At 62.6% G+C, this 26,734-nt stretch carries 19 protein-coding genes; 18 read left to right on the top strand and 1 reads right to left on the bottom strand.

Going from position 1 to position 26,734, the window contains the following annotated elements:
• Positions 1 to 239: 239 nt before the first annotated feature.
• Positions 240 to 2,684 carry a penicillin-binding protein 1A gene (locus tag HU715_RS26485; protein WP_437182520.1) on the bottom strand — a complete coding sequence of 815 codons (2,445 nt, stop codon included), beginning with the start codon at positions 2,682 to 2,684 and terminating at the stop codon, positions 240 to 242.
• 208 nt (positions 2,685 to 2,892) lie between these two features.
• Between HU715_RS26485 and HU715_RS26480 the strand changes: the two genes are divergently transcribed.
• From HU715_RS26480 to gspG, 18 genes are all read left to right on the top strand, one after another.
• Positions 2,893 to 3,957, top strand: a complete 1,065-nt coding sequence (locus HU715_RS26480) for a type IV pilus assembly protein PilM (protein WP_186706085.1) — start codon at positions 2,893 to 2,895, stop codon at positions 3,955 to 3,957.
• A complete protein-coding gene (locus tag HU715_RS26475; RefSeq protein WP_186706084.1) occupies positions 3,957 to 4,523 on the top strand; it encodes a PilN domain-containing protein in 567 nt (188 codons plus the stop codon). The genes HU715_RS26480 and HU715_RS26475 overlap by 1 nt, the downstream gene beginning before the upstream one ends.
• The gene (gene pilO, locus HU715_RS26470; protein WP_186706083.1) at positions 4,520 to 5,143 is read left to right on the top strand and encodes a type 4a pilus biogenesis protein PilO; all 624 of its coding nucleotides are present in this window, start codon (positions 4,520 to 4,522) and stop codon (positions 5,141 to 5,143) included. The genes HU715_RS26475 and pilO overlap by 4 nt, the downstream gene beginning before the upstream one ends.
• Complete coding sequence (locus tag HU715_RS26465; RefSeq protein ID WP_272972270.1) at positions 5,140 to 5,670, top strand: pilus assembly protein PilP; 531 nt, start codon at positions 5,140 to 5,142, stop codon at positions 5,668 to 5,670. The genes pilO and HU715_RS26465 overlap by 4 nt, the downstream gene beginning before the upstream one ends.
• A gap of 13 nt (positions 5,671 to 5,683) precedes the next feature.
• Positions 5,684 to 7,771, top strand: coding sequence for a type IV pilus secretin PilQ (locus HU715_RS26460; protein WP_186706082.1), 2,088 nt, complete (start codon positions 5,684 to 5,686; stop codon positions 7,769 to 7,771).
• Between the two features lie 4 nt (positions 7,772 to 7,775).
• Positions 7,776 to 8,294: a shikimate kinase AroK gene (gene aroK, locus HU715_RS26455; RefSeq protein WP_060739556.1), complete on the top strand. Its 519-nt coding sequence runs from the start codon at positions 7,776 to 7,778 to the stop codon at positions 8,292 to 8,294.
• Positions 8,295 to 8,442: 148 nt separating this feature from the next.
• Positions 8,443 to 9,543 (top strand): 3-dehydroquinate synthase, encoded by a 1,101-nt coding sequence (gene aroB, locus HU715_RS26450; RefSeq protein ID WP_186706081.1) that lies wholly within the window; start codon positions 8,443 to 8,445, stop codon positions 9,541 to 9,543.
• A gap of 10 nt (positions 9,544 to 9,553) precedes the next feature.
• On the top strand, positions 9,554 to 11,143 hold the full coding sequence (locus HU715_RS26445) for an AAA family ATPase (protein ID WP_186706080.1): 1,590 nt from the start codon (positions 9,554 to 9,556) through the stop codon (positions 11,141 to 11,143).
• 350 nt (positions 11,144 to 11,493) lie between these two features.
• Positions 11,494 to 15,942, top strand: a complete 4,449-nt coding sequence (gene gltB, locus HU715_RS26440; protein ID WP_186706079.1) for a glutamate synthase large subunit — start codon at positions 11,494 to 11,496, stop codon at positions 15,940 to 15,942.
• A gap of 33 nt (positions 15,943 to 15,975) precedes the next feature.
• Entirely contained in the window at positions 15,976 to 17,394 is a 1,419-nt protein-coding gene (locus tag HU715_RS26435) for an FAD-dependent oxidoreductase (protein WP_003196992.1), read from the top strand.
• Between the two features lie 253 nt (positions 17,395 to 17,647).
• Complete coding sequence (gene hemE, locus HU715_RS26430; protein ID WP_186706078.1) at positions 17,648 to 18,715, top strand: uroporphyrinogen decarboxylase; 1,068 nt, start codon at positions 17,648 to 17,650, stop codon at positions 18,713 to 18,715.
• A gap of 341 nt (positions 18,716 to 19,056) precedes the next feature.
• Complete coding sequence (gene gbpA / locus HU715_RS26425; protein WP_186706077.1) at positions 19,057 to 20,520, top strand: N-acetylglucosamine-binding protein GbpA; 1,464 nt, start codon at positions 19,057 to 19,059, stop codon at positions 20,518 to 20,520.
• A 67-nt stretch (positions 20,521 to 20,587) separates the two neighbouring features.
• Positions 20,588 to 21,130: a cytochrome b gene (locus HU715_RS26420; protein ID WP_186706076.1), complete on the top strand. Its 543-nt coding sequence runs from the start codon at positions 20,588 to 20,590 to the stop codon at positions 21,128 to 21,130.
• A complete protein-coding gene (locus HU715_RS26415; protein WP_186706075.1) occupies positions 21,127 to 21,654 on the top strand; it encodes a type II secretion system protein N in 528 nt (175 codons plus the stop codon). Before HU715_RS26420 ends, HU715_RS26415 begins: the two co-directional genes overlap by 4 nt.
• 8 nt (positions 21,655 to 21,662) lie before the next feature.
• On the top strand, positions 21,663 to 23,588 hold the full coding sequence (gspD, locus tag HU715_RS26410; protein ID WP_186706074.1) for a type II secretion system secretin GspD: 1,926 nt from the start codon (positions 21,663 to 21,665) through the stop codon (positions 23,586 to 23,588).
• Positions 23,585 to 25,057 (top strand): type II secretion system ATPase GspE, encoded by a 1,473-nt coding sequence (gene gspE / locus HU715_RS26405; protein WP_186706073.1) that lies wholly within the window; start codon positions 23,585 to 23,587, stop codon positions 25,055 to 25,057. The genes gspD and gspE overlap by 4 nt, the downstream gene beginning before the upstream one ends.
• Positions 25,058 to 25,061: 4 nt before the next feature.
• Entirely contained in the window at positions 25,062 to 26,270 is a 1,209-nt protein-coding gene (gspF, locus tag HU715_RS26400; protein WP_186706072.1) for a type II secretion system inner membrane protein GspF, read from the top strand.
• 3 nt (positions 26,271 to 26,273) lie between these two features.
• Positions 26,274 to 26,732, top strand: a complete 459-nt coding sequence (gene gspG, locus HU715_RS26395; RefSeq protein WP_186706071.1) for a type II secretion system major pseudopilin GspG — start codon at positions 26,274 to 26,276, stop codon at positions 26,730 to 26,732.
• Positions 26,733 to 26,734 lie beyond the last annotated feature (2 nt).

Below are 26,734 nucleotides of genomic sequence, written 5' to 3'. Positions count from 1 at the left end.
GAGCTTCAATCACCCAAGGCCTCTCAGCCCAACGCTCGAGCCTCAATCCAACCCTGTGGCGAGGGAGCTTGCTCCCGCTCGGCTGCGCAGCAGTCGCAAACCGGGCAATGCGGTCGGTCTATAAACATGCAGGGCCTGCTGCGCAGGCCAGCGGGAGCAAGCTCCCTCGCCACGGGTTTTGGGTTGCCTGGGCTGCCGCCATCGCGAGCAAGCTCGGCTCCCACAGGGATGTGGATGGGTCAGAACAGATCGATCGGTGCCGCTTCGTCCGCCGGCAGCGGGCTACCCGGGGCGACGCCGTTGCCCAGTTCGTTGGTCGACGGTGGCGTGTCTTCGCTCTTGAACAGTTCGAAGTACGCCCCTGGGGTGCCTGGCGTGGCCGCGCGGCCGCTGACCGGGTCGACCCGCAGGCTGAGGATGCCTTCCGGCTCCGGCTGGGTGTGCGGCGGTTTGTCCTTGAGGGCGGCACCCATGTAGTTCATCCAGATCGGCAGCGCCACGGTGCCGCCGAACTCGCGGCGGCCCAGGCTTTCAGGCTGGTCGAAACCGGTCCAGACGGTGGTCACGTAGTCGGCGTTGTAGCCGGAAAACCAGGCGTCCTTGGATTCATTGGTGGTGCCGGTCTTGCCCGCCAGGTCAGTGCGGCCCAGGGCCAGGGCGCGACGGCCAGTGCCGAGCTTGATAACGTCCTGCAGCATGCTGTTGAGAATGTAGGTGGTGCGGCCATCGACAATGCGCTCCGCGATGGCGGGCGCTTGCGGCAGGCCTGGGGCCGTGGTGGCCTCGCCTGGTGTCGCATTGACCGTGAACGTCTCGGTGGACGGTGCGGCGACGCCATCGCTGGCCGGCTCGCCCGTGGGGACCCGTGGCGGGTTGGCAACAAACAGTGTCTCGCCATTGCGACTTTCGATCTTGTCGATGATGTACGGGGTGATCTTGTAGCCGCCGTTGGCAAACGTGCTCCAGCCCATGGCGATTTCCATCGGCGTCAAGGTCGCGGTGCCCAAGGCCAGGGACAGGTTGCGCGGCAGGTCCTGCTTGTTGAAGCCGAACTTGCTGATGTAGTCGATGGTGCGGTCCACGCCCAGCGCTTGCAGCAAGCGGATCGAGACCAGGTTGCGGGATTTGTACAGCGCCTCGCGCAGGCGAATCGGTCCGAGGAAGGTATTGGTGTCGTTCTTCGGTCGCCAGACCTTGTCCAGGTATTCATCGACGAACACGATCGGCGCATCGTTCACCAGGCTGGCGGCGGTATAGCCGTTATCCAGGGCGGCGCTGTAGACAAACGGCTTGAAGCTCGAGCCTGGCTGGCGCTTGGCCTGCAAGGCGCGGTTGTAATTGCTTTGCTCGAAGGCGAAGCCACCCACCAGCGAGCGGATCGCGCCGTTCTGTGGGTCGAGGGACACCAGCGCGCCCTGGGCGGCCGGGATCTGGCTGAACTTGAGCGTATTGTCCGCCTGGCGCTGGACGCGGACCAGGTCGCCGACCTGGGCCACGTCCGACGGTTGCCGTGGGTTGGCGCCCATGCTGTTGGTGTTGAGGAATGGGCGGGCCCATTTCATGGTGTCCCAGGCTACGTGTTCTTCCTGCTCGCCATTGCGGGTCAGCACCTTGATGCCGTCCTTGTCCACCGAGGTGACGATCGCTGGCTCCAGGCTGCTGATGGTGCGTTGCTTGGTCAGTTCCAGGGCCCAGGCTTCCTTGGTCTTGCCCGGCAGGCGCGATTCAGGGCCACGGTAGCCGTGGCGCTGGTCGTAGGTCATCAGGCCCTCGTGCAGCGCGGTGTTGGCCATTTCCTGCAAGTTGCTCGGCACCGTGGTGGTCACGCGAAAACCTTCGGTGTAGGCGTCGCTGCCATAACGCCCGACCATCTCGGCACGGGCCATCTCGGCAATGTACGGGGCGTTCACTTCCGGCGTCGGCACGTGATAGCTGGCGTTCAGCGGCTCATTGATCGCGGCGGTGTAGTCGGCCTCGGTGATCTTGCCGAGCTTGTACATGCGTCCCAGGATCCAGTCGCGTCGCTCCTTGCTGCGCGTCGGGTTGGCCAGCGGGTTGAAGCGCGACGGGGCCTTGGGCAGGCCGGCGATCATCGCCATCTGCGCCAGGCTCACATCGCGGATCGACTTGCCGTAATACACCTGCGCCGCCGCCTCGATGCCGTAGGCGCGGTTGCCCAGGTAAATCTTGTTCACGTACAGCTCGAGGATTTCATCCTTGGTCAGTTGCCGTTCGATCTGCAGGGCCAGGAGGATCTCGGTGGTCTTGCGCGAAAAGCTGCGCTCGCTGGTCAGGAAAAAGTTCTTGGCCACTTGCATGGTGATGGTGCTGCCGCCGGACTGGATGTGCCCGCTCTTGACCAACTGGCTGGCCGCGCGCATCAAGCTGCCAGGATCGACGCCGTAGTGGTTGGCGAAGTTATCGTCTTCAGCACTTAGTAACGCATTGATGAAATTGGGGGGAATGTCGGCGAAACGGATCGGTGTGCGGCGCATTTCGCCAAATTCGGCGATCAACTTGTTGTCGCTGCTGTACACCCGCAAAGGAATCTGCAACTGAATACTTCTCAGCGCCTCCACGGACGGCAAACCCGGACTAAGGTAAAGAAAAGCACCGCTCAGGCCCAAGAGCAGTCCGCAGAAAACGGCGACGATGGACCATCCGAAAAATTTCAGCAGACGAATCAAGGCTTTTGGATATCCAGGCAAAGAATGAAAAAGGCGCCAGGTGCAGGGATGGACCCGTGCTTGCAACAAAGCGAAAAAAAACGCTGGGCATTATAAGCATTTTTTTTCGTCAGGCATGCCATCCGGACGTCCGTCGGACGGCCGTGATTGAACGCAATGCATATTAGAGAGTCCGTAACTCACGGATAGTCATAGGGAATTGGTAGTGCTACGACTCTTCAATAAAAAAGCCCATGCGCTTCTGGGGATCGACATCAGTTCGACGTCGGTGAAGCTGCTCGAGTTGAGTCGCCAGGGCGAGCGATACCGCGTCGAGTCCTACGCGGTCGAACCGTTGCCGGCCAACGCCGTGATCGAGAAGAACATCGCCGAGCTCGAAGGGGTGGGGCAGGCGTTGTCGCGGCTGCTGGCCAAGGCCCGGACACCCCTGCGCAGCGTGGCGGTGGCCGTGGCGGGCTCGGCGGTGATCACCAAGACCATCGAGATGGACGCCGGCCTGTCCGACGACGAGATGGAGAACCAGCTCAAGATCGAGGCCGATCAATACATCCCCTATCCGCTGGATGAGGTGGCCATCGATTTCGAAGTGATGGGCGTTTCGCCCCGCAGCGCCGAACGCGTCGAAGTACTGCTGGCGGCCTGTCGCAAGGAAAACGTCGAGGTCCGCGAGGCGGCGTTGGCGCTCGCCGGGTTGACGGCCCGGGTGGTAGATGTGGAGGCGTATGCGCTGGAACGGGCGTTTGGCCTGCTCGCCACGCAACTGGCCGCGTCCCAGGAGCGGCTGACCGTGGCGGTCATCGACATCGGCGCCACCATGACCACCCTCAGCGTGTTGCACAACGGGCGCATCATCTATACCCGCGAACAACTGTTCGGCGGCCGCCAGTTGACCGAGGAAATTCAGCGCCGCTACGGCCTGACACCCGAGCAGGCGGGCCTGGCAAAGAAGCAGGGTGGGCTGCCGGACGATTATCTCGGCGAAGTGTTGCAACCTTTTCGCGAGGCCTTGGTGCAGCAGGTTTCGCGCTCCCTGCAATTTTTCTTCGCCTCGGGCCAGTACAGCGCGGTGGATCACATCCTACTGGCCGGGGGCACGGCTTCCGTCGCCGGCCTGGACCGGCTGATCGAGCAACGCCTGGGCACGCCGACCCAGGTGGCCAACCCGTTCACCAACATGGCCCTGAGCAGCAAGGTCAATGCCGGTGCCCTGGCCAGTGATGCGCCAGCGCTGATGATCGCTTGCGGGCTGGCCCTCAGGAGTTTCGACTGATGGCGCGGATCAACCTGCTTCCCTGGCGCGAAGAGCTGCGCGAAGAACGGCGCAAACGCTTTCTGCTGGCCTTGGTGGGCGCGCTGGTCGGAGCGGTCGGGGTGATTCTGGTCGCCGTCCGCTACATCGACAACGCCATCGACCACCAGGTCGCTCGCAACAGCCATCTCTCCGGCCAGATCGCCGTGCTCGATGAGCGCATCAAGCAGATCAGCGAATTGAAAGCCCGTCGCCAGCAATTGCTGGAGCGCATGCGCATCATCCAGGACTTGCAAGGAAATCGACCGGTCAGCGGACGCATCTTCGACCAGTTGGTGCGGACCCTGCCGGATGGCGTTTACTTCACCGAAGTGAAAATGGAAGACCGGACGCTCTTCATCAAGGGCGCTGCGGAATCGAACAACCGGGTCTCGGACCTGATGCGCAACCTGGACTCGTCGGACCTGTTCGATGCGCCCAGTTTGACGGAGGTGAAGGCGACCACCGCTGGCCAGCTCGACCAGGCCAACGTTTTCCAGCTGACGGTTCGCCAGACCCGCCCGGTCGAAGTGGAGGACGCCGAATGAAGCCGGGGGAGTGGTTCGACGCGCTGCGCAAGATCGACATCAATGATCTGGACACCAACAATATCGGCTCCTGGCCGGCACCGATCAAATGGCTGGCCGGCATCCTGCTGGTGGCCCTGGTGCTGGGGCTGGGCTATAACTTTGCCTTGAGTGACCTGGAAAACCAATTGCAGCAGGTGCGCGAGGAAGAGAACACGCTCAAGGCGCAATTCGCGGGCAAGGCCCACATGGCCGCGAACCTGGAACGCTACACCGAGCAGATGAAACAGATGGAAACGTCTTTTGGTGTGCTGTTGCGGCAATTGCCCAGCGATACCGAGGTGCCGGGCCTGCTGGAAGACATTACCCGCACCGGGTTGGGCAGCGGCCTGGAGTTCGAGGAAATCAAGCTGCTGCCGGAAGTCACCCAGCCTTTCTATATCGAGCTGCCGATCCAGATCACCGTGACCGGCGGCTACCACGACCTGGCGACGTTCGTCAGTGGGGTGGCGGGGCTGCCCCGGATCGTCACGCTGCATGATTTCGAGATCGCCCCGATGGAGCCCGAGGCTGGCACGAAACTGCGCATGAGCATCCAGGCCAAGACCTACCGCTACAACGAGCAGGAGGCGCAGCCATGAGGCCGATGGTGTGCCGTCTCTGTCTGCTGGCAGGCCTGGTCGTGTTGGCGGGCTGCAACAATGACAGCGGGTTCAGCGACCTGGACGCCTACATGAACGAAGTGCGCCTGCGCCCGCCCGGCAAGATCGAGCCGACGCCGACGTTCAGGCCCCAGGAGACCTTTACCTACAGCGCCGCCAACCTGCGCAGCCCGTTTTCCCGGCAGGTCCGTGTGGACCAGGCCGACCGGCAGCGCGGCTCGCGCAACGTCCGGCCCGACCCCAACCGGGTCAAGCAGTACCTGGAAGGCTTCAACATCGAACAGTTCGAAATGGTCGGTACGATCTCCAACGCCGCGGGCTCCTTCGCGCTCCTGCGGGGCGCGGGCGGGGTGCACCGGCTCAAGGTCGGTGACTATCTGGGACGCAACGACGGGCGGATCGTCGCCATCAGCGCCACCCAGGTCGATGTGGTCGAAATCGTTCCCGATGGCGAGGGTGCCTGGCTGGAGCGACCCCGGACCATTCCTTTGAAAGAGCATTCATAGTGGAAGTCGAACAATGAACAGGTTTTTTTCAGCCCTCGGTATTTCGCTATGGACAGCGCTGTTATCGCCGATGGTTCTTGGGGCCGGCCTGAAGACGCTGGATGTGGCGGCGTTGCCGGGGGACCGTGTCGAGTTGAAACTTACCTTCGACGGACCGCCGCCGACACCGCGGGGCTACACCACCGAACAACCGGCCCGGATTGCGCTGGACCTGCCGGGCGTGACCAATCAACTGGCCAGTAGAACCCGCGACCTGGGTGGGGGCAATGCGCGTAGCGCCACCGTGGTCGAGGCAGGGGATCGCACCCGGTTGATCATTGGCCTGACCCAACTGGCGCCGTATGACACTCGGGTCGAAGGCAATAACCTGTTCGTGGTGGTCGGCAAGGGCGCCACCCCGAAGAGCACTGCCCGCAACAGTACCGCCCAGGCTCCGCGCCCGGCGGTTGCCAGCGCGGCGCCTGCCAGGAGCAGTGCGCCGGTGGGCAAGGCGATCCGTGGGGTGGATTTCCAGCGCGGGACCCAGGGCGAAGGCAACGTGGTGATCGATTTGTCCGATCCGTCCATCGCCCCGGACATCCAGGAGCGCGAAGGCAAGATCATTCTCAATTTCGCCAAGACCCAATTGCCCGAGCCGCTGCGGGTGCGCCTGGACGTCAAGGACTTCGCCACCCCGGTGCAATTCGTCAATGCCAGCGCCGGTAGCGACCGAGCGACCATCAGCATCGAGCCCAGCGGCACCTTCGACTACTCGACCTACCAGACCGACAACAAGCTCACCGTCAGCGTCCGGCCCATGACCGTCGACGACCTGCAAAAACGCAACGCCGACCGCGCTGCCTACAGCGGCGAAAAACTCTCGCTCAACTTCCAGGACATCGAGGTGCGTTCGGTCCTGCAATTGATTGCCGACTTTACCAACCTGAACCTGGTGGCCAGTGACACGGTGCAGGGTGGCATCACCCTGCGGCTGCAAAATGTGCCGTGGGACCAGGCGCTGGACCTGGTGCTCAAGACCAAGGGCCTGGACAAGCGCAAGGTCGGCAACGTGCTGCTGGTGGCCCCGGCCGATGAAATCGCGGCGCGGGAGCGCCAGGAGCTGGAGTCGCAAAAGCAGATTGCCGACCTGGCGCCACTGCGGCGTGAGCTGCTGCAGGTCAACTATGCGAAGGCGGCGGACATCGCCAAGCTGTTCCAGTCGGTGACCAGCGCCGAGGCGAAAGCCGATGAGCGCGGCACGATCACGGTGGATGAGCGCACCAACAACATCATTGCCTACCAGACCCAGGATCGGCTCGACGAACTGCGCCGGATCGTGGCGCAGCTGGATATTCCGGTACGCCAGGTGATGATCGAGGCGCGCATTGTCGAGGCCAACGTCGACTACGACAAAAGCCTGGGCGTGCGCTGGGGCGGTTCGATCCAGAACAAGGGCAACTGGAACTCCTCGGGGGTGACCACCGGCACCTCCACGACCATTGGCACGCCGGGCAGTACCGGCACCAATCAGCCGTTCGTGGACCTGGGCGCCTCGGGCAATACTTCGGGGATCGGCATTGCGTTCATCACCGACAACGTATTGCTGGACCTTGAGCTGACGGCCATGGAGAAAACCGGTAACGGGGAAATCGTCTCCCAGCCCAAGGTGGTGACGTCCGACAAGGAGACGGCCAAGATCCTCAAGGGCACGGAGATTCCTTATCAGGAAGCCAGCTCCAGCGGTGCCACCTCGGTGTCGTTCAAGGAGGCCTCGCTGTCCCTGGAAGTGACCCCGCAAATCACCCCGGACAACCGCATCATCATGGAGGTCAAGGTCACCAAGGATGAGCCGGACTACCTGAACAAGGTGCAGGATGTGCCGCCGATCAAGAAAAACGAAGTCAACGCCAAGGTCTTGGTCAATGATGGCGAGACCATTGTGATTGGCGGGGTTTTCTCAAATACTCAGAGCAAGGTCGTAGATAAGGTGCCATTTCTTGGCGATGTGCCGTATCTTGGCCGCCTTTTCCGGCGTGATGTGGTTTCGGAGAAAAAATCCGAGCTGCTGGTGTTCCTCACTCCGCGTATCATGAATAACCAGGCGATTGCTGTGAGTCGTTGATTCTGTGCGAAATTTGATTCTTGTTGGGCCGATGGGCGCTGGAAAAAGCACCATCGGCCGTTTGCTGGCCAAAGAGCTGCGCCTGCCGTTCAAAGATTCCGACAAGGAAATTGAATTGCGCACGGGTGCCAATATCCCATGGATCTTCGATAAGGAAGGCGAGCCGGGCTTTCGTGACCGTGAGCAGGCGATGATTGCCGAGCTGTGCGCGTTCGAGGGCGTGGTGTTGGCCACCGGCGGTGGTGCGGTGATGCGCGAAGCCAATCGTCGGGCGCTGCATGCCGGCGGACGAGTGGTCTATTTGCACGCCTCTGTCGAGCAGCAGGTCGGCCGCACCGCCCGGGACCGCAACCGGCCGCTGTTGCGCACCGCCGACCCGGCCAAGACCCTGCGCGACCTGCTGGAGCTGCGTGATCCGTTGTATCGGGAGATCGCCGACCTGGTGGTGGAAACCGATGAGCGGCCGCCGCGGATGGTGGTGCTGGATATTCTCGATCGCCTTCAGCAGCTACCGCCCCGTTAATGCGCCTGGCGAAATGCGCTATCCTCGACGTCCCGTTTTGGCCCGTCTGGGGCGTGGCGTATGGCCATTAACTGGCGTCAGGACAAGCACCGTGGACTTTCGTTAATTGCAGGCAGGACGCCTGATTCCATCTTCACTGTGGGGACACATGCAGACACTTAAGGTCGACCTGGGCGAGCGCAGCTACCCGATTCATATTGGCGAAGGCTTGTTGGACCAGCCCGAACTGCTGGCGCCGCATATCGCCGGGCGGCAAGTGGCGATCATTTCCAATGAAACCGTCGCGCCTCTGTATCTGGAGCGTCTGACCCGCAGCCTGTCGGCCTTTTCGGTGATTTCCGTGGTATTGCCCGACGGCGAAGCCTTCAAGAATTGGGAAACCCTGCAACTGATTTTCGACGGCCTGCTGACCGCACGGCACGATCGCCGTACCACGGTGATTGCCCTGGGCGGCGGTGTGATCGGCGACATGGCCGGTTTTGCCGCCGCCTGCTACCAGCGTGGTGTCGATTTCATCCAGATCCCCACTACGCTGTTGTCGCAGGTCGACTCGTCGGTGGGCGGCAAGACCGGAATCAACCATCCGCTGGGCAAGAACATGGTCGGTGCGTTCTATCAGCCCAACGTGGTGCTGATCGACACCGCCACCCTCAATACCTTGCCGGCTCGCGAGCTGTCTGCGGGGCTGGCGGAAGTCATCAAGTACGGGCTGATCTGCGACGAACCGTTCCTGGGCTGGCTCGAAGAGAACGTCGACCGCCTGCGTGCGTTGGATCAAGCGGCGCTGACCTACGCCATCGAGCGCTCCTGCGCCGCCAAGGCCGCCGTGGTCGGTGCCGATGAGCGTGAGTCCGGGGTGCGCGCCACGCTCAACCTGGGGCACACCTTTGGCCATGCCATCGAAACCCACATGGGCTATGGTGTCTGGCTGCACGGTGAAGCGGTTGCGGCCGGTACGGTCATGGCCCTGGAGATGTCCGCGCGCCTGGGCTGGATCAGCGAGCAGGAGCGCGATCGCGGTATTCGTCTGTTCCAGCGCGCCGGGCTGCCGGTGGTTCCGCCCGAGGAAATGAGCGAGGCGGATTTTCTTCAACACATGGCAATCGACAAAAAAGTGATCGACGGTCGTCTGCGCCTGGTGCTGCTGCGCCACATGGGCGAAGCGGTGGTGACCGACGATTATCCGAAAGAAGTTCTACAGGCCACGCTGGGAGCGGACTACCGCGCCCTGGCTCAGCTTAAAGGTTAATAAGACTGCGATGACTAGTTTGCATGCCGACGAGGCTTTCCTCGGCCATTTCCAATTGAGTCATGACCCTTTTGCCCCACGGGTCCCGGGCTTCAAGTTCTTCCCCGCCCAGCGCAAGCCGGTGCTGGGCCAGTTGCATCACCTGGCGCGCTACAGCCAGTTGCTCCTGGTGGTCACCGGTCCCCAGGGCAGCGGCAAGACCTTGCTGCGCCAGGCCCTGGTGGCCAGCACCAACAAACAGTCGGTGCAAAGCGTGGTGGTGTCGGCCCGTGGCGCCGGCGATGCCGCCGGCGTGTTGCGCCAGGTGGCCCAGGCGCTGAACGTCGCCCAGGCTGAAGTCGGTGCCATTCTCGATCAGATCGTGCAACTGGCGCTGACCGGGCAGGAAGTCTATCTGCTGGTGGACGATGCCGAGCAACTTGACGAATCGGCCCTCGAAGCCCTGCTGGCCCTGGCGGCCGGTGCGCCGGAGGGTCGCCCTCATGTGTTCCTGTTCGGCGAGTCGTCGCTGATCGCCGACCTGGACCAGTTGAACCTCGAGGAAGAGCGCTTCCACGTCATCGAACTGGCGCCCTACACCGAGGAAGAAACCCGTGAATACCTGGCCCAGCGTCTTGAAGGTGCGGGGCGGGGCATCGAACTTTTCACCGCCGATCAGATCTCTGAGATTCACGAAAGCGCCGACGGTTGGCCTGGCAACATCAACCAGGTTGCCCGCGATGCTCTCATCGAAGTCATGATTGCCAGCCGCTCAGCGGTGAAGCGTCCAAGTATGGGGTTCAACATGCCGAAGAAACACGTATTGGCAATTTCCGCCGTCGTCGTGGTCGCGGTTGCCGCCGCCTGGCTGATGCCGGGTCGCAGCAAGGCGCCAACCACCGGCGCACCTGCCAACGAACAGGCGCAACTGCCCCTTGGCCAAGGTACACCGCAACCCAACGGCGGTGCACCGGCGGTGGAATTTGCCGGCAACACCCAGCCGATGCCGCTGCCGCTGGTCGGTAACTCGCAACCGGTCATGCGTGGGCCCCTGGCGGAAGCCGCAGGTGGAATCACCGAGGGTGACGACGGTGCGCCGCCTCCGGTCGAAGACACCAGCGACGTGCCACCTACCGTGACCACCACCGCGCCGCCTGCGGGCGTACCGGCCGGTCCTGCGCCGACGACGCCTGCACCAGCTCCAGCCGCCAAGCCGACCCCAGCGCCCACTCAGGTCGCCACCGCCAAGCCTGCACCGGTTCCAGCGCCTGCGGCCAAGCCGGCAGCGCCAGCACCGGCGGCCAAGCCTGCCGCTGCCCCGGCCAAGGCCGCGGGCGGTAGCTGGTACGCCGGCCAGGCACCGGGCAACTACGTGGTGCAAATCCTCGGCACAAGCTCCGAAACCGCGGCGCAGAACTTCGTCAAGGAACAGGGCGGCGAGTACCGCTATTTCAAGAAAGTCCTCAATGGCAAGCCGCTGTATGTCATCACCTACGGCAGCTTCGCCAACCGTGATGCAGCCGTTTCCGCCATCAAGGCCTTGCCAGCGAAGGTTCAGGCTGGTAAACCTTGGCCTCGCACTGTCGCCAGCGTCCAACAGGAACTGGCAGCAACTCGCTGAAGATTCGGCGGCCTTACCCAGGCCGCCTCTCCCGGCAACCTCAAAATTTCCGCAAGGGCGGGCGGCCTTTCAGGCCGCGCGCCTTGTGGTGTCTGCGTCACAGTAGCGTTTGAGTCGTAGCGGTCGAACCCAAAAAAGTTTTGACTAGCACAGCATATAGCTTTAAACCTTTCACAAATGCGACATGGATTTGCGACAGTTCGTCGTCAAATTTGTGAGCCCCTGTGTCGGTGTGTACAATGACCTCCCTTTTGCCCCCGCAAAGCTGGCGTACGTTCGGCGCGGCATGCAACTGGTTGAATTGAAAAGAAATTTGTCTCGATAAGAGGCAGCCTGGTGAGAAAGTGTCTATGAAAGCAGGTCTGTACCAACCAGATGAATTCAAGGATAACTGCGGTTTTGGCCTGATAGCCCATATGCAGGGCGAGCCCAGTCATACCCTTTTGCAAACGGCCATTGAGGCCCTGACCTGCATGACCCACCGCGGTGGGATCAACGCCGACGGCAAGACCGGTGACGGTTGTGGCTTGCTGATTCAAAAACCCGACGAGTTCCTGCGTGCCGTAGCCCGGGAAACGTTTGGGGTAACCCTGCCCAAGCAGTACGCCGTGGGCATGGTGTTCTTCAACCAGGACCCGGTGAAGGCCGAGGCGGCTCGCGAAAACATGAATCGCGAGATCCTGGCCGCCGGCCTGCAACTGGTTGGCTGGCGCAAAGTGCCGATCGACACCAGCGTCCTCGGCCGCTTGGCGCTCGAGCGCCTGCCGCAGATCGAGCAGGTGTTCATCGCTGGCGAAGGCCTGAGCGACCAGGACATGTCGATCAAGCTGTTCAGCTCCCGTCGTCGTTCGTCCGTGGCCAATGCCGCCGACACCGATCACTACATCTGCAGCTTTTCCCACAAGACCATCATTTATAAAGGCCTGATGATGCCGGCGGACCTCACCGCCTTCTATCCAGACCTCAGCGATGAGCGCCTGAAAACCGCGATCTGCGTGTTCCACCAGCGCTTCTCCACCAACACCCTGCCGAAATGGCCGCTGGCCCAGCCATTCCGCTTCCTCGCCCACAACGGCGAGATCAATACCATCACCGGCAACCGCAACTGGGCCGTGGCCCGTCGCACCAAGTTCGCCAACGATTTGATGCCGGACCTCGAAGAGCTCGGCCCGCTGGTCAACCGCGTGGGTTCGGACTCCTCGAGCATGGACAACATGCTGGAGCTGATGGTGACCGGTGGCATCGACCTGTTCCGTGGCGTGCGCATGCTCGTGCCGCCAGCCTGGCAGAATGTCGAGACCATGGACCCGGACCTGCGCGCCTTCTACGAATACAACTCCATGCACATGGAGCCGTGGGACGGCCCGGCCGGTATCGTCATGACCGACGGTCGCTACGCCGTCTGCCTGCTCGACCGTAACGGTTTGCGTCCGGCGCGCTGGGTCACCACCACCAACGGGTTCATCACCCTGGCCTCGGAAATCGGGGTCTGGAACTACCAGCCCCAGGACGTCATCGCCAAGGGCCGCGTAGGTCCGGGCCAGATCTTTGCCGTGGACACCGAGACCGGCCAGATCCTCGACACCGATGCCATCGACAACCGCCTCAAGTCCCGTCATCCGTACAAGCAATGGCTGCGCAAGAACGCCCTGCGCATCCAGGCGACCATGGAAGACAACGACCACGGTTCGGCTTTCTATGATGTCGACCAGCTCAAGCAGTACATGAAGATGTACCAGGTGACGTTCGAAGAGCGTGACCAGGTGCTGCGTCCGTTGGGCGAGCAGGGCTACGAAGCGGTCGGCTCCATGGGCGACGACACGCCGATGGCCGTGTTGTCGCAACGCGTGCGCACGCCGTACGACTATTTCCGCCAGCAGTTCGCCCAGGTGACCAACCCACCGATCGACCCGCTGCGCGAGGCGATCGTGATGTCCCTGGAAATCTGCCTCGGTGCCGAGCGCAACATTTTCCAAGAGTCGCCGGAACACGCCTCGCGGGTGATCCTCAGTTCACCGGTCATTTCCCCGGCCAAGTGGCGCTCGCTGACCAACCTCGATCGTCCCGGCTTCGAGCGTCAGGTCATCGACCTGAACTACGACGAGAACATTGGCCTGGAAGCGGCGATCCGCAACGTTGCGGACCAGGCTGAAGAAGCGGCGCGCGCCGGGCGTACCCAGATCGTGCTGACCGACCGTCACATCGCCCCGGGCAAACTGCCGATCCACGCCTCGCTGGCCACCGGTGCGGTGCACCATCGCCTGACCGAAAAAGGCCTGCGCTGCGATTCCAACATCCTGGTGGAAACGGCTACCGCACGCGATCCGCATCACTTCGCGGTGCTGATCGGCTTCGGCGCTTCGGCGGTGTATCCGTTCCTGGCTTATGAAGTGCTGGGCGACCTGATCCGTACCGGTGAAGTGCTGGGCGACCTCTACGAGGTGTTCAAGAACTACCGCAAGGGCATCACCAAGGGCCTGCTCAAGATCCTGTCGAAGATGGGCATCTCGACCATCGCCTCGTACCGTGGCGCGCAATTGTTCGAGGCCATCGGCCTGTCCGAGGAAGTCTGCGAGCTGAGCTTCCGTGGCGTGCCGAGCCGTATCAAGGGCGCGCGCTTCGTCGACATCGAAGCCGAACAGAAAGCCCTGGCCGCCGAGGCCTGGAGCCCGCGCAAGCCGATCCAGCAGGGCGGTTTGCTGAAGTTCGTTCACGGTGGCGAATACCACGCCTACAACCCGGACGTGGTCAACACCTTGCAAGCCGCCGTGCAACAGGGCGACTACGGCAAGTTCAAGGAATACACCTCGCTGGTGGACAACCGTCCGGTGTCGATGATCCGCGACCTGCTCAAGGTCAAGACCCTCGACACGCCGCTGCACATCAGTGAAGTGGAGCCGCTGGAATCGGTGCTCAAGCGCTTCGATTCGGCCGGTATTTCCCTCGGTGCGTTGTCCCCGGAAGCCCACGAAGCCCTGGCCGAAGCCATGAACCGCCTCGGTGCGCGTTCCAACTCCGGTGAAGGCGGCGAAGACCCGGCGCGCTACGGCACCATCAAGAGTTCGAAAATCAAGCAGGTGGCCACCGGCCGCTTCGGTGTGACACCGGAATACCTGGTCAACGCTGAAGTGCTGCAGATCAAGGTCGCCCAGGGTGCCAAGCCCGGCGAAGGCGGCCAACTGCCCGGCGGCAAGGTCAACGGCCTGATTGCCAAGCTGCGCTATGCGGTTCCTGGCGTGACCCTGATCTCGCCACCGCCGCACCACGACATCTACTCGATCGAAGACTTGTCGCAACTGATTTTCGACCTCAAGCAGGTGAACCCCAAGGCGCTGGTCTCGGTGAAACTGGTGGCGGAAGCGGGCGTTGGCACCATCGCCGCCGGCGTGGCCAAGGCCTATGCCGACCTGATCACCATCTCCGGCTACGACGGCGGCACCGGTGCATCGCCGCTGACCTCGATCAAGTACGCCGGTGCGCCGTGGGAACTGGGCCTGGCCGAAACCCACCAGACCCTGCGCGGCAACGACTTGCGCGGCAAGGTCCGGGTGCAGACCGACGGTGGCCTGAAGACTGGCCTGGACGTGATCAAGGCCGCCATCCTCGGCGCCGAGAGCTTCGGCTTCGGCACCGCGCCGATGATCGCCCTGGGCTGCAAATACCTGCGCATCTGCCACCTGAACAACTGCGCTACCGGCGTGGCGACCCAGAACGACAAGCTGCGCAAGGACCACTACATCGGCACCGTCGACATGGTGGTGAATTTCTTCACCTACGTGGCCGAGGAAACCCGCGAGTGGTTGGCGAAACTGGGCGTGCGCTCCCTTGAAGAGCTGATCGGCCGTACCGATCTGCTGGACATCATCGAGGGGCAGACCGCCAAGCAGCATCACCTGGACCTGACCCCGTTGCTGGGCAGCGATCTGATTCCGGCAGACAAGCCTCAGTTTTGCCAGGTTGATCGCAACCCGCCCTTCGACAAGGGTGAGCTGGCCGAGAAGATGGTCGACATGGCCGCTGCGGCGATCAACGACCTGAGCGGTGCCGAGTTCGAACTGGATATCTGCAACTGCGACCGTTCCATCGGTGCGCGGATCTCCGGCGAAATCGCGCGCAAGCACGGCAATCAAGGCATGGCCAAGGCACCGGTGACCTTCCGCTTCAAGGGCACCGCGGGCCAGAGCTTCGGCGTCTGGAACGCCGGTGGCTTGAACATGTACCTGGAAGGCGATGCCAACGACTACGTGGGCAAGGGCATGACCGGCGGCAAGCTGGTCATCGTTCCGCCCAAGGGCAGCGTCTACAAGACCCAGGACAGTGCAATCATCGGCAACACCTGCCTCTACGGCGCCACGGGCGGCAAGCTGTTCGCCGCCGGCACCGCGGGCGAGCGTTTTGCCGTGCGTAACTCCGGCGCCCACACCGTGGTGGAAGGCACCGGCGATCACTGCTGCGAGTACATGACCGGTGGTTTTGTCTGCGTGCTGGGCAAGACCGGTTATAACTTCGGCTCTGGCATGACCGGCGGTTTCGCCTACGTGCTCGACCAGGACAACACCTTCGTTGACCGGGTCAACCACGAACTGGTGGAAATCCAGCGGATCAGCGGCGAGGCGATGGAGGCCTACCGCAGCCATCTGCAAAACGTGCTGAACGAGTACGTCGCGGAAACCGACAGCGAGTGGGGTCGTGAGCTCGCCGAGAACCTCGATGACTACTTGCGCCGTTTCTGGCTGGTCAAGCCAAAGGCTGCCAACCTGAAATCGTTGCTTTCCAGCACTCGTGCCAACCCGCAGTGATATGCGCCTGAAGAGTTTGATGAGGTTTTAACAATGGCTGAACGTCTGAATAACGACTTCCAGTTCATCGATGTCGGGCGCAAGGATCCGAAGAAGAAACTGTTGCGTCAACGCAAGAAAGAGTTCGTGGAGATCTACGAGCCTTTCAAACCCCAGCAGTCGGCCGACCAGGCTCACCGCTGCCTGGGTTGCGGTAACCCGTACTGCGAATGGAAGTGCCCGGTGCACAACTTCATTCCCAACTGGCTGAAACTGGTGGCCGAGGGCAACATCCTCCAGGCCGCCGAATTGTCCCACCAGACCAATACCCTGCCGGAAGTCTGCGGTCGGGTGTGCCCCCAGGATCGTCTATGTGAAGGGGCTTGCACCCTCAACGACGGTTTTGGCGCGGTGACCATCGGTTCGGTGGAGAAATACATCACCGACACCGCGTTCGCCATGGGCTGGCGCCCGGACATGTCCAAGGTCAAGCCGACCGGCAAGCGCGTGGCGATCATCGGCGCGGGCCCGGCGGGCCTGGGCTGTGCCGACGTGCTGGTACGCGGTGGCGTGACCCCGGTGGTGTTCGACAAGAACCCGGAAATCGGCGGTCTGCTGACCTTCGGCATTCCCGAGTTCAAGCTGGAAAAGACCGTGCTGAGCAATCGCCGCGAAGTCTTCACCGGCATGGGCATCGAGTTCCGCCTGAACACCGAGGTGGGTAAGGACGTGACCATGGAACAACTGCTCGAAGAATACGATGCGGTTTTCATGGGCATGGGCACCTACACCTACATGAAGGGCGGCTTTGCCGGTGAGGACCTGCCGGGCGTCTACGACGCGCTGGACTTCCTGATCGCCAACGTCAACCGCAACCTGGGCTTCGAAAAGTCGCCGGAAGACTTCGTCGACATGAAGGGCAAGAAGGTCGTGGTGCTCGGCGGTGGCGACACGGCGATGGACTGCAATCGCACGTCGATTCGCCAGGGTGCCAAGTCGGTGACCTGTGCCTATCGTCGTGACGAAGCGAACATGCCCGGCTCGCGCAAAGAGGTGAAGAACGCCAAGGAAGAAGGCGTGAAGTTCCTCTACAACCGCCAGCCGATCGCTATTGTCGGTGAAGACAAGGTCGAAGGCGTGAAGGTGGTCGAGACCCGTCTCGGCGAGCCGGACGCCCGTGGCCGCCGTAGTCCCGAGCCGATCCCGGGCTCCGAAGAGATCATCCCGGCCGACGCCGTGGTCATCGCTTTCGGTTTCCGCCCGAGCCCGGCGCCGTGGTTCGAGCAGTTCAGCATCCAGACCGACAGCCAGGGCCGTGTCGTGGCACCGGAACAGGGCCAGTACAAACACCAGACCAGCAACCCGAAGATCTTCGCCGGTGGCGACATGGTCCGCGGTTCCGACCTGGTGGTGACGGCGATCTTCGAAGGCCGCAATGCGGCGGAAGGGATCCTGGATTACTTGCAGGTCTGACCCGTCTCCAAGCCTGAAATGCAGTAACCCTGTGGGAGCGAGCCTGCTCGCGAAAGCGGTCTGTCAGCCAACTTCGATGTTGGATTTGCCGGCCTCTTCGCGAGCAGGCTCGCTCCCACATTGATTCCGGATACTGCTGAACTCAGTGGACTCCTTGCGACAAATTGCCTCGATAGATAAAAGGCACGGCTCTTGCCGTGCCTTTTGCGTCGCGCTCTGAGAAAATGCCCGCACTTTTTTTCCGGATGCCGACATGACTGCCCTGAAGAACGACCGTTTCCTTCGCGCCCTGCTCAAGCAACCCGTAGACGTCACCCCGGTGTGGATGATGCGCCAGGCCGGTCGCTATCTGCCGGAATACCGCGCCAGCCGCGCCAAGGCGGGCGACTTCATGAGCCTGTGCATGAACCCGCAGTTCGCCTGCGAGGTCACGATGCAGCCGCTGGACCGTTACCCGCAGCTGGACGCGGCGATCCTGTTCTCCGACATCCTCACCATTCCCGATGCCATGGGCCAAGGCCTGTACTTCGAGACCGGCGAAGGCCCGCGCTTCAAGAAAGTCGTCAGCACCCTGGCCGACATCGAAGCCCTGCCGATTCCCGATCCGCAGAAGGACCTGGGCTACGTCATGGATGCGGTCAGCACCATTCGCCGTGAACTCAACGGCCGTGTGCCGCTGATCGGTTTCTCCGGCAGCCCGTGGACCCTCGCGACCTACATGGTCGAAGGCGGCTCGTCGAAGGACTTCCGCAAGACCAAGGCGATGCTCTACGACAACCCGCAAGCCATGCACTTGTTATTGGACAAGCTGGCGCAGTCGGTCACGTCCTACCTCAACGGCCAGATCATGGCCGGTGCGCAAGCGGTGCAGATTTTCGATACCTGGGGTGGCAACCTGTCGGCAGCGGCGTACCAGGAGTTTTCCCTGGCCTACATGCGCAAGATCGTCAGCGGCCTGATCCGCGAGCACGAAGGTCGCAAAGTCCCGGTGATCCTGTTCACCAAGAACGGCGGCCTGTGGCTGGAAAGCATTGCCGAGGCCGGCGCCGACGCCTTGGGCCTGGATTGGACCTGCGACATTGGCAACGCTCGCGAGCGTGTCGGTCATAAGGTCGCCCTGCAAGGCAACATGGATCCGACCGTGCTCTACGCCAAGCCTGAAGCGATCCGTGCTGAAGTCGGGCGGATCCTGGCCAGCTACGGCAGTGGCAGCGGCCATGTGTTCAACCTCGGCCATGGCATCACCCCGGAAGTCGACCCGGAACACGCCGGTGCCTTCCTGCGGGCGGTGCATGAGTTGTCGGCGCAATATCACGTCTGACTTGCGGCCCCCGTCACCCAGCCTGTCCGGACCTGTGCCGGACAGGCTTTTTAATGTCCGCTTGTTTAGCGATCCGAGATAAAACAGCCGATTATTTTTTCAGGTGTGTTTGTTTGTCTTTAGTTGATAGTTATTTCTGTTCGTAAGATGTTTCTCTGGTTATGTAGGGGTAATTGATTCAGAGATCATTCCTTCTATGTTGAGAGATTTGTCCTACATAGGGCACGTTCAACTTTCTATAAGGTTCCGGCACTTGCAAGGGTACGCGCCGAGCGGTATGGCGCACCTTTCAAGAAGACGGTGATACGTCTTTCATTTTTGATGACTGGTCTGGAATTTATATGAAGAATAATTTCAACAAGAGCAATGTATTAACCGGGTGTGCGTCCTCGTTAGTTCTGTTGTCGGCCATGGCGGCATCGCAAAGTGTGCTGGCCCATGGTTTCGTCGAAGTACCGCCTTCCCGTGCGCTGTTGTGCAAGCAAGGTGTCAACCTGAACTGCGGCGGCGCGCAGTACGAACCGCAGAGTACCGGCGAAACCTTCAAGGGCTTCCCGAGTGGCGTCGGTGGTGCACCGCTGCAAGGCCCTGTCGACGGCAAAATCGCCAGTGGCGGCAAAGCCAGTTTTTCTGCCCTCGATGCGCAATCTGCCACGCGCTGGCACCTGACTGAAATCAGGGACCGCAACATCACGTTTCAATGGCAATACTCCGCCGCGCACCCTGCGACCAAACACGAATACTTCATTACCCGCGACGGTTGGAACCCGAACGAAGTGCTCAAGCGCGCCTCGTTCGACAACACACCGTTCTGCACGGTGGATGGTGGTCATCAACCCCCGGTAGCCGGTGCCCCACACAACTGCGTCATTCCTGACAGTAAATCGGGTCACCACGTCATCCTGGGCGTCTGGACAGTGGGCGATACCGATAACGCGTTCTATAACCCTGTGGATGTGAACATCCTCGCCGAAGCCGCATTGCCGGGCGGCTGGAAACCGGTGGGCAGCATTACCCCATCCACCCCGTTGCTGGCAGGGGACAAGGTCAAGGCCCGGGCATTCTCCGCCACCGGCGAAAATGCCCAATACAGCGTAGAGATCAGCATCGACAACGCCGAAGAAGGCGAGGCTGGAAACTGGTCGTTCAAACTGGCCGAAGCCATCAACAACGCCCATTCCCCGATTCGTGCCGGTGTTCGTGACGACGAAGGCAATATCACGCCGATCAAGGGCGCCAACAGCCTGTACGCCCAGGAAGAAAGCGGTGTGACCCGCTATGAAGTGCAACTGGACATGCAGGAAGACACGGGCGCCAGCTTGGGAATTTCCTCCCTGCAGCCAGAGTACGTACTCGACAAAGGTCGGGTCAGCATGGCGTTCGCCGCGCAGACAAACCGCCGGATGAACCTCGAAGCCACGTTGTTCGATGAGAAGAACAAGCAAGTGGGTGTCGTGAGCAAGGTGGGTGAAGGCAGCACTGCGCTGAGCCTGGACGTGCGCAGCGCCCCAGGGGTTCATACCCTGACGCTGGTGGGCTCCACCGAAGACGGCCGCACCACGCGCCAGGAGACCCAGACGGTCACCCTGACCGGCGAGGGCGCAGGTGTTGAATACGACTTCGTGTTCCCTGAAGGCATCAGCGACTACACCGCCGGTACGAAAGTGCTGCAGCCCAAGACTGACGAAGTCTTCGAATGCAAGCCGTTCCCCGCGTCCGGCTACTGCAAGCAGTACTCCCCGACAGCGAACGGCTTTGAGCCAGGTGTCGGTGCGTCCTGGCAGAGCGCCTGGGACAAGCTGTAAGTCCTGACAGGCATAGCCCCAGCCGATCCGTACGGGTTGCCTGGGGCTTTCAGATGAGAACGCAGTGATGTCTATTCCTTACTCCAGGCGACGTGTGCTGCTGCACTGGTTGTCGGCGGCCATTATCTTATGGGCGCTGGCGTCCGGTTTTTATGTGGCGTTCAACTCGGTATCCGCTTCGACCGAACAGTGGGTCGGCTCACTCAATGTGTCGCTGACGACGCTGTTCATTCCGTTTTTCCTATGGCGGGCCTGGCTGTTCGTTTGCGAGCTGGCGCCCCGTGGCGCGACGCTTTCATTGGACAAGCGGCTGGCCTTGGCGGTGCATGGGCTTATCTATCTGGTCATCGGTGTCGTACTGGTGACCGGTGTGCTGATGATGAAAAGCCCCATCAGTGTCTTTGGCCTCGTTCGATTCCCCCAGCCATTGGCTGATCCGGTGTTGATCGACCTGGCCAACACCGTCCACAGGCTGTCTTGCGTGGTGCTTTCGATGCTCGTCGCGCTGCATCTGTGCGCGGTGCTCTGGCACGAGTTTTCCGGACGCCGGGTGGTGCGGCGAATGTCCTTCGCCAAGCCTGCAAACACGCTTCGGAGAGTGCAAAGGTGAGCCTGTCGTTTCGGGTCGGCAGCCGTCTGCCGACGCTGTTGTTGCTGCTCGTGCCGCTGCTCTATGGGGGATTCCTGGCCGGACAAGAGTGGCGTTTTCGCCAGGCATTGGGCCATGACCTGCCGGCGCTGGCCGACTCACCGGTGGCGCCGGTTCGCGACGTGCCCAACGTGCAAGCGGTGGCGACCGTGCTCGGCCTGGTGCCTGCAGGTGCCCAGGCACCGAGCGCCGAACCCATTACGTTGCAAGCCAGTTTCGTTGCCGACCAAGGTTTGTCGCGGGCCTTGCTGGCGGACGCCGCCGGCCCGCGCATTTATCAGGTGGGTGAGCGCTTGCCCGGTGGCAGTGTGCTGCGCCGGGTCGAGACCAGCCATGTGACGCTGTGGCGCAATGGACGTGAAGAGCGATTGGCCCTGCAACCGGCGGCCAAGCCCTTGTTGCGCCAGCTGGACCCCGAAGATGGGCGCCAAGCGGCTATCCACTCCTCGCAATACCTACGCCCGGTGGCCGGGCAATTAGAGTGATCGAATTCATGAACAGCTTTATCCGGGGCCGTGTTTCGCGCGTCCTGTTCTGCCTCGCCGCGTCCTGCCTGCTGATGCCCGTCGGTTTACTGCAGGCCGAAGAGGCCCAGTGGCAACTGGCGATGAACAACGCGGAACTGCGCGACGTGGTCGAGGAGTTCTCAGCGATCCTCGGCAAGACCGTGGTGCTCGATCCCAGAGTCTCAGGACGCATTACCGTCATGTCCCGCGAGGCGCTGGACCGCGAAGGCGTGCGTCGGTTGTTCTATTCGGTCCTCGATGCGCATAACTTCACGGTGATCGACGAGGGCGAGCGCATCCTGATCACCCCGGTCAGCGATGCCAAGACGCGCGCCGCAATCGCGGATGCAAAAAACGCCACGCCGTCGCAGTTCGTCACCCGGGTCCTGGACCTGCAATCAAGCATCGCCGCCGACGTCGCCGGGTTGATCCGGCCCCTGGTGTCGGCCAATGGTTACGTCGGCCCTTCGGTATCGTCCAACGCCCTGGTGGTCACCGACACCGCTGCCAATGTCCAGCGCCTCGCCGACGTGGTTCGGCAGTTGGACTCAGGGCGCAACCGCAATCATGTGGCGGTGCGGTTGCGGCATGCCCAGGCCGGGGACATCGCGCCACTGATGGAAGCCTCCGTCGGCAAGCGCGAGGGTGACATGGCGGGCGTGGTGATCGCTGATGCCCGCAGCAATCGACTGGTGATCATCGGCCCGCCGACGGTGCGCCAGCGCCTGGTCGACCTGGCCCGGAGCCTCGATGTCCCGGCTGCGGCATCCCAGGACAACGCCCGGGTCATCCGCCTGCGCCACAGCGATGCCAAGCAATTGGCCGAAGTGCTGGAAGGCGTCGGGCAGGATAAAAAAACCACACCGGCACTCGCTGGCCAGCGAGACATTGCCGCCACCCGGCCGTTCATGATCAAGGCCGATGAAAGCCAGAATGCCCTGGTGCTGATCGCCGAGCCGGCCCAGATTCGTATCATTGAAAACATCGTCCGTGAACTGGATCAACCTCGGGCCCAAGTGCTTATCCACGCGGCCATCGTGGAGGTTTCCGGGGACATTACCGAAGCCTTGGGCGTGCAGTGGGGCCTCGACAGAGGCAGCGCGACCGGGTTTATCAACTTTCCGGGTACCGACATCCCGATCATCGGCAACCTGAACCTCAGTGAGCTGGATAAAGGACCGGAAGGTGCGATCCTGCGGCTGGGCGGCGACCGCTTCAGTGCGCTGATCTCGGCGCTGGCGAGCAACACTCATAGCAACCTGCTGTCCACCCCCAGCCTGCTGACCCTGGATAACCAGGAAGCGGAAATCATCGTGGGCCAGAACGTCCCGTTCAAGACGGGCTCCTACGCCACCAGTGGCAACGGCGCGGACAACCCGTTCACCACCGTGGAGCGCAAGGACGTCGGCATCAGCCTCAAGGTCAAGCCCTACATCAACGAAGGCTCGACCTTGCGCCTGGAAGTGGAGCAGGAGGTTTCGGACATCGCGCCGTCTGTTTCCGGCGTGGACTCCTCCGACCTGATCACCAACAAGCGCGCCTTGAAGAGCACGATCCTGGCGGACGACGGCGAGATCATCGTGATTGGCGGCCTGATCCGCGACAGTGTCCGCACCCAGCAAAGCGGTGTGCCGTTGCTGCGCAGCATTCCGTATTTGGGTGCGTTGTTTCGCTGGAACCGCGACACCCAGACCAAGAGCAACCTGATGGTGTTCCTGCGCCCGACCATCGTGCGCAGCAACGAAGACCTTGCCGAGGTCAGCCGCCAGCGCTATGACGCGCTTCGGGAGTTGAGCAAGCCCGGCTCGCAAAAAAACAATTCGCTGCTGTTGCCCCGGGACGCCCGCCAGCTGTTCGAGTCATCCACAGATGCCGCGGCGGTTGATCCGCAACAGCGCTCGGGTGCCCTGTGACTGAACCGCAAGCCCCGTTGCCCTTTGGTTTCGCCAGGCGCCTGGGCGTGATGCTGGAAGGTGCGGGGCCGACGTTGAGCCTGGTCATGCGCCGCGATACACCGCTCACCACCGTGGCCGAAGTGCAGCGTCTGTGCGGGCGGGACTTGCCGATCCAGATACTGGAGCCGGCACAGTTCGCTGCGCGCCTGGCTAGCGTCTATCGCCAGGGCCAGAGCGCCGCCGAACAGGTCGCCCAAGGCCTGGACGAGGAACTGGACCTGCTCAGCCTGGCCGACCAGATGCCGCAGACCACCGACCTGCTGGAGCAGCAGGGCGATGCGCCGATCATCCGCCTGATCAATGCGCTGCTCAGCGAGGCCGTCCGCGAACACGCCTCGGATGTGCACCTGGAAACGTTCGAACAGTACCTGTCGGTGCGCATGCGCATCGACGGTCAGTTGCAGGAAATGCTCCGGCCGCGCCGGGAACTGGCGAACCTGCTGGTGTCGCGGATCAAGGTCATGGCGCGCCTGGACATCGCCGAAAAACGCGTGCCCCAGGATGGGCGAATGGCCTTGCGCCTGGCCGGGCACGAGGTCGATGTGCGGGTCTCGACCCTGCCTTCGGCCCATGGCGAGCGCGTGGTGTTGCGCCTGCTCGACAAGCAGGCCGGGCGCCTGGAGCTGCAGCGCCTGGGCCTGCCCGACGACACCTTGGCGAGTCTGCGCCAGTTGCTCGGCAAGCCCCACGGCATCGTGCTGGTCACCGGGCCCACGGGGTCGGGGAAAACCACCAGCCTGTACGCGGCGCTGAGCAGCATCAATGACCAGAGCCGCAACATCCTCACCGTCGAAGACCCCATCGAATATCACCTGCCGGGCATCGGCCAGATGCCGGTCAACCCGAAAGTCGACATGACCTTCGCCCGCGGCTTGCGGGCCATTTTGCGCCAGGACCCGGACGTGGTGATGGTCGGTGAAATACGCGACCGCGAGACCGCCGAAATCGCCGTGCAGGCGTCGCTGACCGGGCACTTGGTGCTCTCGACCCTGCACACCAACACCGCCGTCGGCGCGGTCACGCGGCTGGTGGACATGGGCGTGGATGCCTATCTGCTGGCGTCGTCCCTGGCTGGCATCGTCGCCCAGCGCTTACTGCGTCGTCTGTGCCCGTCCTGCAAGACGCCCTATGTGGCGGACGCCGCCACCTGCCGGCGCCTGGGCCTCGACGCCACTGCCGCGCCCCGGTTGTTCAAGGCCCGGGGCTGCGAGCACTGCCAGAAAGGTTATCGCGGGCGCTTCGGGATCTATGAGCTGGTCAATGTCAGCGCCGCCCTGTCGCAACTGATTCATCAGGGCGCCACCGAGCAGGTGCTGGCCGCCGAGGCGCGCAAGACCTCCCGCAGCCTGTTCCAGGACGGTCTCCAGCGGGTGCTGGAAGGCCTGAGCAGCGTGGACGAACTGCTGCGTATCACCCAGGAGGATTAGCACCATGCCGACCTTCGACTATCGGGCCGAAGACGCCCAGGGCCGCCGCTGCAAGGGCCGTGTGGAAGCCGACAGCCCGCGCCACGCTCGCCAGTTGCTGCGCGAGCGCGGCTTGCTGCCCAGCGAACTGGCTGAAGCCAAGGAACCGCGAACCTTGGGCGGGCGGCATGCCGGAGCGCGTTTGAGCCCGGCGGATCTGGCATTGCTGACGTTGCAGTTGTCCACGTTGATCCAGGCCGGCCTGCCCCTCGAAGAATCCCTGGGAGCTGTGGCGCAACAGAGCCAGAAGCGCCGCGTCGCCCACCTGCTGGCGGCGGTGCGCAGCCGGGTGATGGAAGGCCACGCATTGGCGACGGCCCTGAGGGCCTTTCCCCAGGCGTTCCCCGAGCTGTTCTGCGCCACGGTCGCGGCGGGCGAGCAATCCGGTCACCTGGGCCAGGTGTTGGAGCAGTTGGCGAGCTACACCCAAGCGCGGCAGGCATCGCGCCAGCGCATTCAACTGGCGTTGGTGTATCCACTGATCCTGATGCTGGCCTGTGTCGCGATTGTTGGCTTCCTGCTGGGCTACGTGGTGCCGGATGTGGTGAAGATTTTCATCGACAGCGGCCAGCCATTGCCTTGGCTGACCCAGGCGCTGATCGCCGTGAGCGATGGCTTGCGCCGCTATGGCCTGTTGATGCTCGGTGCGCTGGCCGGGCTGTTCGGGCTGTGGCGCTGGAGCCTGCGCCAGCCGGCGTGGCGCCTGCGCTGGCACCGTGTGTTGCTGCGGCTGCCGGTGTTGGGCGAAGTGCTGCGGGCGATGGAAGCGGCCCGATTCGCCAGCACCCTGGCGATCCTGAGCAAAAGCGCGGTGCCGCTGGTGGACGCCCTGCACATCGCCGCGCAGGTGATCGGCAACCTGACGATCCGCGCCCGCATGGCCGACGTCGCCCGTTCGGTCCGCGAAGGCGGGACGCTTACGCGTGGCCTGGAGCAGGGCGGCGACATCCCGCCGTTGATGCTGCACATGATCGCCAGCGGTGAGCGGGCCGGCGAACTCGACAACATGCTCGCCCGGGCCGCCGAACAACAGGAGGCCAGCCTCGCGGCGCGCATCGCGCTGGTGGTGAGCCTTTTCGAACCGGCCATGTTGGTGCTGATGGGCGGCGTCGTGCTGCTGATTGTCATGGCCATTCTCCTACCGATCCTTAGTCTCAACCAATTGGTGAATTGACCGATGAAACTCCAAAGCAACCGATCCGCACCTCATCAACAACGCGGCTTTACCCTGATCGAAATCATGGTGGTGGTGGTCATCATTGGCGTGCTGGGCGCCATCGTGGTGCCGCAGTTCATGAGCCGCCCCGACCAGGCCAAGGTGACGGCCGCCCGTACCGACATCCAGGCAATCGCCACGGCCCTGGAAATGTACCGTCTCGACAACTTCCATTACCCCTCGACCCAACAAGGCCTGGAGGCGTTGAGCAAGCGCCCGTCCGGCACGCCCGTGGCGAGGAGCTGGAACCCTCAGGGTTATCTGAAAAGCCTGCCGGTCGATCCCTGGGGCACGCCCTACCAGTACCTCAATCCCGGGCACAAATCCCTCGATGGCGGCTATGACCTCTACTCCCTGGGCGCCGATGGCGTGTCGGGTGGTGAAGGGATGGCGGCCGACATCGGCAATTGGACCGAGTGAAC

It is taken from the genome of Pseudomonas zanjanensis, from assembly GCF_014268745.2.
Lineage (GTDB): Bacteria > Pseudomonadota > Gammaproteobacteria > Pseudomonadales > Pseudomonadaceae > Aquipseudomonas > Aquipseudomonas zanjanensis.
The sequence above is the reverse complement of the archived record's forward strand: the minus strand, read 5'-3'. Positions and strand labels throughout refer to the sequence as shown.

Coding starts and splice junctions, on each gene's coding strand:
- HU715_RS26475 (WP_186706084.1), top strand. CDS start 3,957: ATGGCGCGGATCAACCTGCTTCCCTGGCGCGAAGAGCTGCGCGAAGAA.
- pilO (WP_186706083.1), top strand. CDS start 4,520: ATGAAGCCGGGGGAGTGGTTCGACGCGCTGCGCAAGATCGACATCAAT.
- HU715_RS26465 (WP_272972270.1), top strand. CDS start 5,140: ATGAGGCCGATGGTGTGCCGTCTCTGTCTGCTGGCAGGCCTGGTCGTG.
- HU715_RS26460 (WP_186706082.1), top strand. CDS start 5,684: ATGAACAGGTTTTTTTCAGCCCTCGGTATTTCGCTATGGACAGCGCTG.
- aroB (WP_186706081.1), top strand. CDS start 8,443: ATGCAGACACTTAAGGTCGACCTGGGCGAGCGCAGCTACCCGATTCAT.
- HU715_RS26445 (WP_186706080.1), top strand. CDS start 9,554: ATGACTAGTTTGCATGCCGACGAGGCTTTCCTCGGCCATTTCCAATTG.
- gltB (WP_186706079.1), top strand. CDS start 11,494: ATGAAAGCAGGTCTGTACCAACCAGATGAATTCAAGGATAACTGCGGT.
- HU715_RS26435 (WP_003196992.1), top strand. CDS start 15,976: ATGGCTGAACGTCTGAATAACGACTTCCAGTTCATCGATGTCGGGCGC.
- hemE (WP_186706078.1), top strand. CDS start 17,648: ATGACTGCCCTGAAGAACGACCGTTTCCTTCGCGCCCTGCTCAAGCAA.
- gbpA (WP_186706077.1), top strand. CDS start 19,057: ATGAAGAATAATTTCAACAAGAGCAATGTATTAACCGGGTGTGCGTCC.
- HU715_RS26420 (WP_186706076.1), top strand. CDS start 20,588: ATGTCTATTCCTTACTCCAGGCGACGTGTGCTGCTGCACTGGTTGTCG.
- gspD (WP_186706074.1), top strand. CDS start 21,663: ATGAACAGCTTTATCCGGGGCCGTGTTTCGCGCGTCCTGTTCTGCCTC.
- gspF (WP_186706072.1), top strand. CDS start 25,062: ATGCCGACCTTCGACTATCGGGCCGAAGACGCCCAGGGCCGCCGCTGC.
- gspG (WP_186706071.1), top strand. CDS start 26,274: ATGAAACTCCAAAGCAACCGATCCGCACCTCATCAACAACGCGGCTTT.